The sequence below is a fragment of the Aeromonas sp. LsrichE-8G genome, assembly GCF_022869435.1.
In the GTDB taxonomy this organism is placed as follows: Bacteria; Pseudomonadota; Gammaproteobacteria; order Enterobacterales; family Aeromonadaceae; genus Aeromonas; species Aeromonas caviae.
Genome location: NZ_JALIHH010000124.1, coordinates 1 through 6,397, shown reverse-complemented (window position 1 = coordinate 6,397; position 6,397 = coordinate 1). Strand labels below are relative to the sequence as shown.

The 6,397-nt window shown below is 63.5% G+C and carries 4 protein-coding genes; all 4 read left to right on the top strand.

Annotated elements, in window-relative coordinates:
- Positions 1 to 286 precede the first annotated feature (286 nt).
- Entirely contained in the window at positions 287 to 781 is a 495-nt protein-coding gene (locus MUW49_RS16825) for a hypothetical protein (protein WP_052815050.1), read from the top strand.
- 289 nt (positions 782 to 1,070) lie between these two features.
- Positions 1,071 to 2,588 (top strand): efflux RND transporter periplasmic adaptor subunit, encoded by a 1,518-nt coding sequence (locus tag MUW49_RS16820; protein ID WP_052815049.1) that lies wholly within the window; start codon positions 1,071 to 1,073, stop codon positions 2,586 to 2,588.
- 73 nt (positions 2,589 to 2,661) lie between these two features.
- Entirely contained in the window at positions 2,662 to 5,811 is a 3,150-nt protein-coding gene (locus tag MUW49_RS16815) for an efflux RND transporter permease subunit (RefSeq protein WP_103261427.1), read from the top strand.
- A gap of 31 nt (positions 5,812 to 5,842) precedes the next feature.
- Positions 5,843 to 6,214 (top strand): copper-binding protein, encoded by a 372-nt coding sequence (locus MUW49_RS16810; RefSeq protein ID WP_043759198.1) that lies wholly within the window; start codon positions 5,843 to 5,845, stop codon positions 6,212 to 6,214.
- Positions 6,215 to 6,397: the final 183 nt, after the last annotated feature.

The window sequence follows — 6,397 nt, the reverse complement described above, 5'->3', positions numbered from 1 at the left end:
AGCCGAGCCAGCATGTCGCCAGATGCCTCAACAACATCGTTCAGATCGTTTGCAATAGACATAAAAAATCCGGAACCAGTGATTGGTTCCGGATTGTCCTACAGCAGAAGGATCGGTCAATGGATCCTTAACTGATCAGCATTGCCGCATGGCGGGGCTTTTTCTGTTCACTGCCCCGCCCTTTCTTAATCCATGTCAATTCCCAGGCAGACGGCGCTTGCCAGGCCTTGACCTTCTCCTTTCGGCAAGGTTTAGATTCGGCCCATCCGTCACAGGGAAGCCACCCATGCTCTCATCGAGATTGCCCACCACGTTCATCGCCCGGCTATTGCTGGCGCTGGTGCTCGTCTGCAATCTGACCCTGTGCATCAGCTGGCATGGCGCGGCCACCGCCCTCCCGGGTGAGACCCAGGATGCCCTTCCGGCATCCTCCCCCTTGTCTCATGCGCTGCACGAGAGCCCGCCTGTGCAGCACGCCGCCATGAACCATGGCCAGGCCGACACAATTCCCCTCTCCTGCCATTCGGGCACCATGAGCCAGAGTGCCCCGTCTGGGGGGGAATGCCAGATGCAGGCCGGCTTCTCCGGTGCGGCCAATGCCCCGCCCCTGCTCGGCATGCTGTTGTCACTGCTGCTGATCCCCCTGCTGCTGCTCCCCTCTTCGTGGCATGTCGGCTCCCTGCTCGACAACTGGCTGAGGGATCCCTTCCTGCGCCTGCGCGGTACCCATCCCCCCTCCTGGCCCAGACGGCATCTGATGCTCTCTGTGCTGCGCCATTAGAAACCTCTTCTACCCCAGCCTGGGCAATGGTTCGCCATTGCAACAAGTGCCGTGCACCGGCCGACTCGTCGGCAGTGCTCCGTTTGCCGCCCAACCCGTTCGCTGTGATTCGAGTGTTGCGTGACGCAGGTGCGTGAATAACGCCTCTGCCCCGCCCCTGGACACGACGCTCATGCAGGAACCCGGTCAGGCGGCCTGATAGAAGAGAAGATGTAACCATGTCATCAGCCAAGATTTTCGCCGTTGCCGGCGCCCGCGCCTCCCGTTCGACTCGTGCCGGAGGCCTGCGATGAACAAGACCCTGATCCTGTCGACTCTGATGCTCGTCCTCGGGGCTGGCGGCGGTTACTGGGCCGCCACCAAGATGGGCGGCGCTACTACCGCCAAGGAGAAGGCCCCCCTCTACTGGGTCAATCCCATGGATCCCCGCGACAAGCGCGATGCCCCCGCCAAGGACAACATGGGGATGGACTTCATCCCCGTCTATGAAGAGAAACAGGGCGGCTCGCCGGGCACCGTTACCATCAGCCCCGAGATCCAGCAGAACCTGGGGGTGCGGCTGGCCAAGGTGGAAAAACTGCCCGTCCACCAGCAGATCGAGACGGTGGGCTATGTGGGATATGACGAGGAGCGCCTCGAAGCCATCAACTCCCGGATGGCGGGCTGGATCCGCAACCTCGCCATCAAGAACGAGGGGCAGCAGGTGGCCAGGGGCAGCTTCATCTACGATCTCTACGCCCCGGATCTGGTGAACGCCCAGCACGAGTACCTGCTGGCGCTCAATACCACCAACCCGCTGCTGCTGCGCGCCGCCGAAGGCAAGCTCAAGTCCCTGCAGGTACCGGCGGATCAGATAGCGGCCCTCAAGCGCACCCGCAAGGTGCAGGAGACGGTGCGCATCTATGCCCCGAGCAGCGGCTATGTCTCCGAGCTCAAGGTGCGTGAAGGCCAGTATGTGGAGCCCGCCGCCCCCCTCTTCAACATCAGTACCCTCAAGCAGGTGTGGGTGAGCGCCGAGGTGTTCGAGCGCCAGGCCGCCCAGATCAAGGTCGGCGATCCGGTCACCATGACCCTGGACTATGCCCCGGGCCGCCGCTGGCAGGGTCGGGTGGACTACCTCTACCCGACGCTCGATGCCAGTACCCGCACCCTGCGGGTCCGCCTGCGCTTCGACAACCCGGACGAGTTCCTGAAACCCAACATGTTCGCCAAGGTGAGCATCGGCACCGGCAAGGGGGAACCCCGCCTGGTGGTGCCGAGCGAAGCGGTGATCCGCACCGGCAGCCAGGACCGGCTGGTGCTGGCGCTGGGAGATGGCAACTTCAAGTCGGTGGCCGTCACCCTGGGCCCCCAGTTTGGTGACAAGGTCGCCATCCAGGAGGGGGTCGAAGCCGGTGACAGCATCGTCAGCTCGGCCCAGTTCCTGCTCGACTCAGAATCGGCCATCGATTCGGACTTCCAGCGCATGACGGCGGTGCGTCCCATGCAGGTGTGGACCCAGGGCCAGGTGCAGAACATCGATCTCGCCGGGCGTACCCTCGGCATCTCTCACCAGCCCATTCCCGAGTGGCAGTGGCCCGCCATGGAGATGGACTTCACCGTGGCCGACGGCGTGGACATCAGCCAGCTGAAACCGGATCAGACCCTGCATCTGCAGGTGGAGCAGGAGGGGGACGAGTACCGCATCATCCAGATCCATGTGGAAGACAAACCGGCAGCAGACGAGCCGATGAAAGAGGCCAAGGGCGAGATGCCAGGCATGGAAGGCATGGATCACAGCCAGCACCAGATGGGGGATAAATCATGATCCCGGCCATGCTTCGCTGCATTGAGCACAAACCCAATCGGCTGCCAGCCCACCGAATGAGAGGAGCCCAGTCATGATCCCTGCCATCATTCGCTGGTCCGTCGGCAACCGCTTCCTGGTGCTGCTGCTGACCGTCATGCTCACCGCCTGGGGCCTCTGGTCGGTCAAGCAGACCCCGGTGGACGCCCTGCCGGATCTCTCCGACGTCCAGGTGATCATCAAGACCTCCTACCCGGGCCAGGCGCCCCAGGTGGTGGAGGATCAGGTGACCTACCCCCTCACCACCGCCATGCTGGCGGTGCCGGGGGCCACCACGGTGCGCGGCTACTCCTTCTTCGGCGACTCCTTCGTCTATGTGCTGTTTGACGACGACACCGACCTCTACTGGGCCCGCGCCCGGGTGCTGGAGTATCTGAGCCAGGTGGCCCCCAATCTGCCCGCCGGGGCCCAGCCCCAGCTCGGGCCGGACGCCACCGGGGTGGGCTGGGTCTACCAGTACGCCCTGGTGGACAAGAGCGGCAAGCACGATCTCAGCGAGCTCACGTCACTGCAGAACTGGTTTCTGAAATACGAGCTGCAGACGGTGAACGGCGTATCCGAAGTCGCCACTGTGGGCGGCATGGTGCGCCAGTACCAGGTGCGGGTCGATCCGGACAAGCTGCGGGCCTACGGCATTCCGCTCTCCCTCATCGAGACCGCCATCAAGCAGGGCAACCAGGAGACCGGCGCCTCCGTCATCGAGATGGCGGAAGCGGAGTACATGGTTCGTTCGAATGGCTACCTCAAGAGCGTCGAGGATCTGAAGCAGATCCCGCTCGGCACCAATGTGCGGGGCGCCCCCCTGCTGCTGGGTGACGTGGCCGACGTGGTGACCGGTCCCCAGAGCCGGCGCGGTATCGCCGAGCTCAACGGCGAAGGGGAAGTGGTGGGCGGCATCATCGTCATGCGTTTTGGCGAGAATGCCCAGCACACCATCGACGGGGTCAAGGCACGGCTGGCCGAGCTCAAATCCAGCCTGCCCGACGGGGTGGAGATCGTCACCGTGTACGATCGATCCGACCTTATCCAGCGCGCCATCGACAACCTCTCCGCCAAGCTGGTGGAGGAGTTCGCCGTGGTGGTGCTGGTGTGTATCGCCTTCCTGTTCCACCTGCGCTCGTCGCTGGTGGTGGTCATCACCCTCCCTATCGCGATTTTGACCGCCTTTATCGTGATGCACCTGCAGGGGATCAACGCCAACATCATGTCGCTGGGGGGCATCGCCATCGCCATCGGCGCCATGGTGGACGGCGCCATCGTGATGATAGAGAACGTCCACAAGCACATGGAGCGGGAGGCGCTCACCGACAAGAACCGCTGGCGGATCATCACGGAGGCGAGCATCGAGGTGGGGCCGGCGATTTTCTTCTCCCTGCTCATCATCACCATGAGCTTCCTGCCGGTGTTTGCCCTGGAGGCGCAGGAGGGACGGATGTTCCACCCGCTGGCCTACACCAAGACCTACGCCATGGCCGCCGCCGCCGCGCTCGCCATCACGCTGGTGCCGGTCATCATGGGCTATTTTATCCGCGGCAAGGTATTGCCCGAGCAGGCCAACCCCCTCAACCGTGGCTTGAGCCAGGCCTATGTGCCCCTGCTCAATGCCGTGCTGGCCCGCCCCAAGACCACCCTCGCCGCCGCCCTGGTGGTCACGGTCGCGGGTTTCTGGCCGCTCCAGCACCTGGGCTCCGAGTTCATACCGCCGCTCGATGAGGGGGACATCATGTACATGCCCACCACGGCGACCAACATCTCGGTGGGCAAGGCGCGGGAGATTTTGCAGCAGACCGACAAACTCATCCGCACCGTGCCCGAGGTACAGAACGTGTTCGGCAAGGCGGGGCGCGCCGACTCGGCCACCGACCCGGCGGATCTGGTGATGATGGAGACCAGCATCCAGCTCAAGCCCCGCGATCAGTGGCGTCCCGGCATGACCCCGGAGAAGCTGAAAGAAGAGCTCGACTCCCTCATCCGCTTCCCCGGCCTCACCAACGCCTGGGTGCCCCCCATCAAGACCCGTATCGACATGCTGGCCACCGGCATCAAGACCCCGGTGGGGATCAAGATCGCCGGCCCCGACCTCAAGGTGGTCCAGCAGATTGGCCAGCAACTCGAGCAAATTGTCGGCAAGGTGGAAGGCGCTGCCTCCGTCTACGCCGAGCGGGTGGCGGGCGGTCGCTACGTCAAGGTGGATATCGATCGGCTCAAGGCGGCCCGCTACGGCCTCAACATCGCCGACGTGCAGGCGGTGCTCGCCACCGCGGTGGGCGGCATGGACGTGGGGCAGACCATTGAGGGGCGCGAACGTTACCCCATCAACCTGCGCTATCCCCAGAGCTATCGCGATTCGGTGGCCAGCCTCGAACTGCTGCCCCTGGTCACCCCCAAGGGTGAGCGGATCGCCCTGGCGGACGTGGCCCGGGTCTACATCAGCGACGAGGCGCCCATGCTGCGCAGCGAAAACGCACGCCTCAACGGCTGGGTCTACGTGGACATCCGTGGCCGCGACATCGGCTCCTTTGTGGCAGAGGCCAAGGCCGAGGTGGACAAGCAGCTGGTGCTGCCACCGGGTTACGCCCTCACCTGGTCAGGTCAGTACGAATACATGGAGCGGGCCATGGAGCGCCTCACCTACGTGGTGCCCCTGACCCTCGCCATTATCGTGCTGCTGCTCTATCTCGCGTTTCACCGCTTCCAGGAGGTGCTGCTCATCCTCACCACCCTGCCGCTGGCGGTGGTCGGGGGGATCTGGGCCGTCTGGCTGCTCGACTTCAACCTCTCGGTGGGCGTCGGCGTCGGCTTCATCGCCCTGGCCGGGGTGGCCGTGGAGACGGGGGTGCTGATGCTGGTCTACCTCAACCACGCCTGGGACGATCTGGTGGCCAGCGGCAAACCGGACAAGGCCGGCCTGCACCAGGCGGTCATTCACGGCGCCGCCCTGCGCCTGCGCCCCAAGATGATGACGGTGGTCACCATCATCGCCGGCCTTCTGCCCATCATGTGGAGCCATGGCACCGGCTCGGAGGTGATGCAGCGAATCGCCGCCCCCATGATCGGCGGCATGGTGACGGCGCTGGTGCTGACCCTGCTGGTGCTGCCCGCCGCCTACTACCTGTGGCGCAGCCGCACCCTGAAAACCCTTGAACACACGACGTCGCAGACGGATACCCCGACTGCACCCTGATCAACCGGACAACACAAACAAGGAAACCATCATGAACTACAAGACGCTGACGCTGACCCTGCTATTGGGCCTCGCCACCCACACCGGCCTGCAGGCCGAGGAGATGATGAACCACGAAGGGCACGACATGAGCCAGATGGGGGAGATGGGCCAGATGGAGGGCATGGATGGCATGGAGGAGAAGGTGATGACCAAGGGGGTCATCAGCCGTATCGACACGCAAAACGGCAAGGTAGGCATCAAGCACGAGGCCATCGCGAACCTCAAGATGCCCCCCATGACCATGGTCTTCCAGGTGGCCGATCCCGCCCTGATGGAAGGGTTCAAGGTCGGGGATGCGGTGAGCTTCCACGCCGAAAGTCCGGCTGGAAAGCTCACGGTGACGAAGCTGCAGAAGCAGTAACCACTCACAAGGGCAGTAAAAAAACGGCGGGTTGAACCCTAATGCCAGTCAGTTAAGCCTGACTGGCATTGTTTTTACTAGGTTTTCTCGTCGCATACTTCTGTGGTTTGGCTTTGATGCACCTTGGGTAACTTCGTTCTCGGCGGGCGGGTAACTTGAACTGCTCTGCCTGTTTGTCCAACT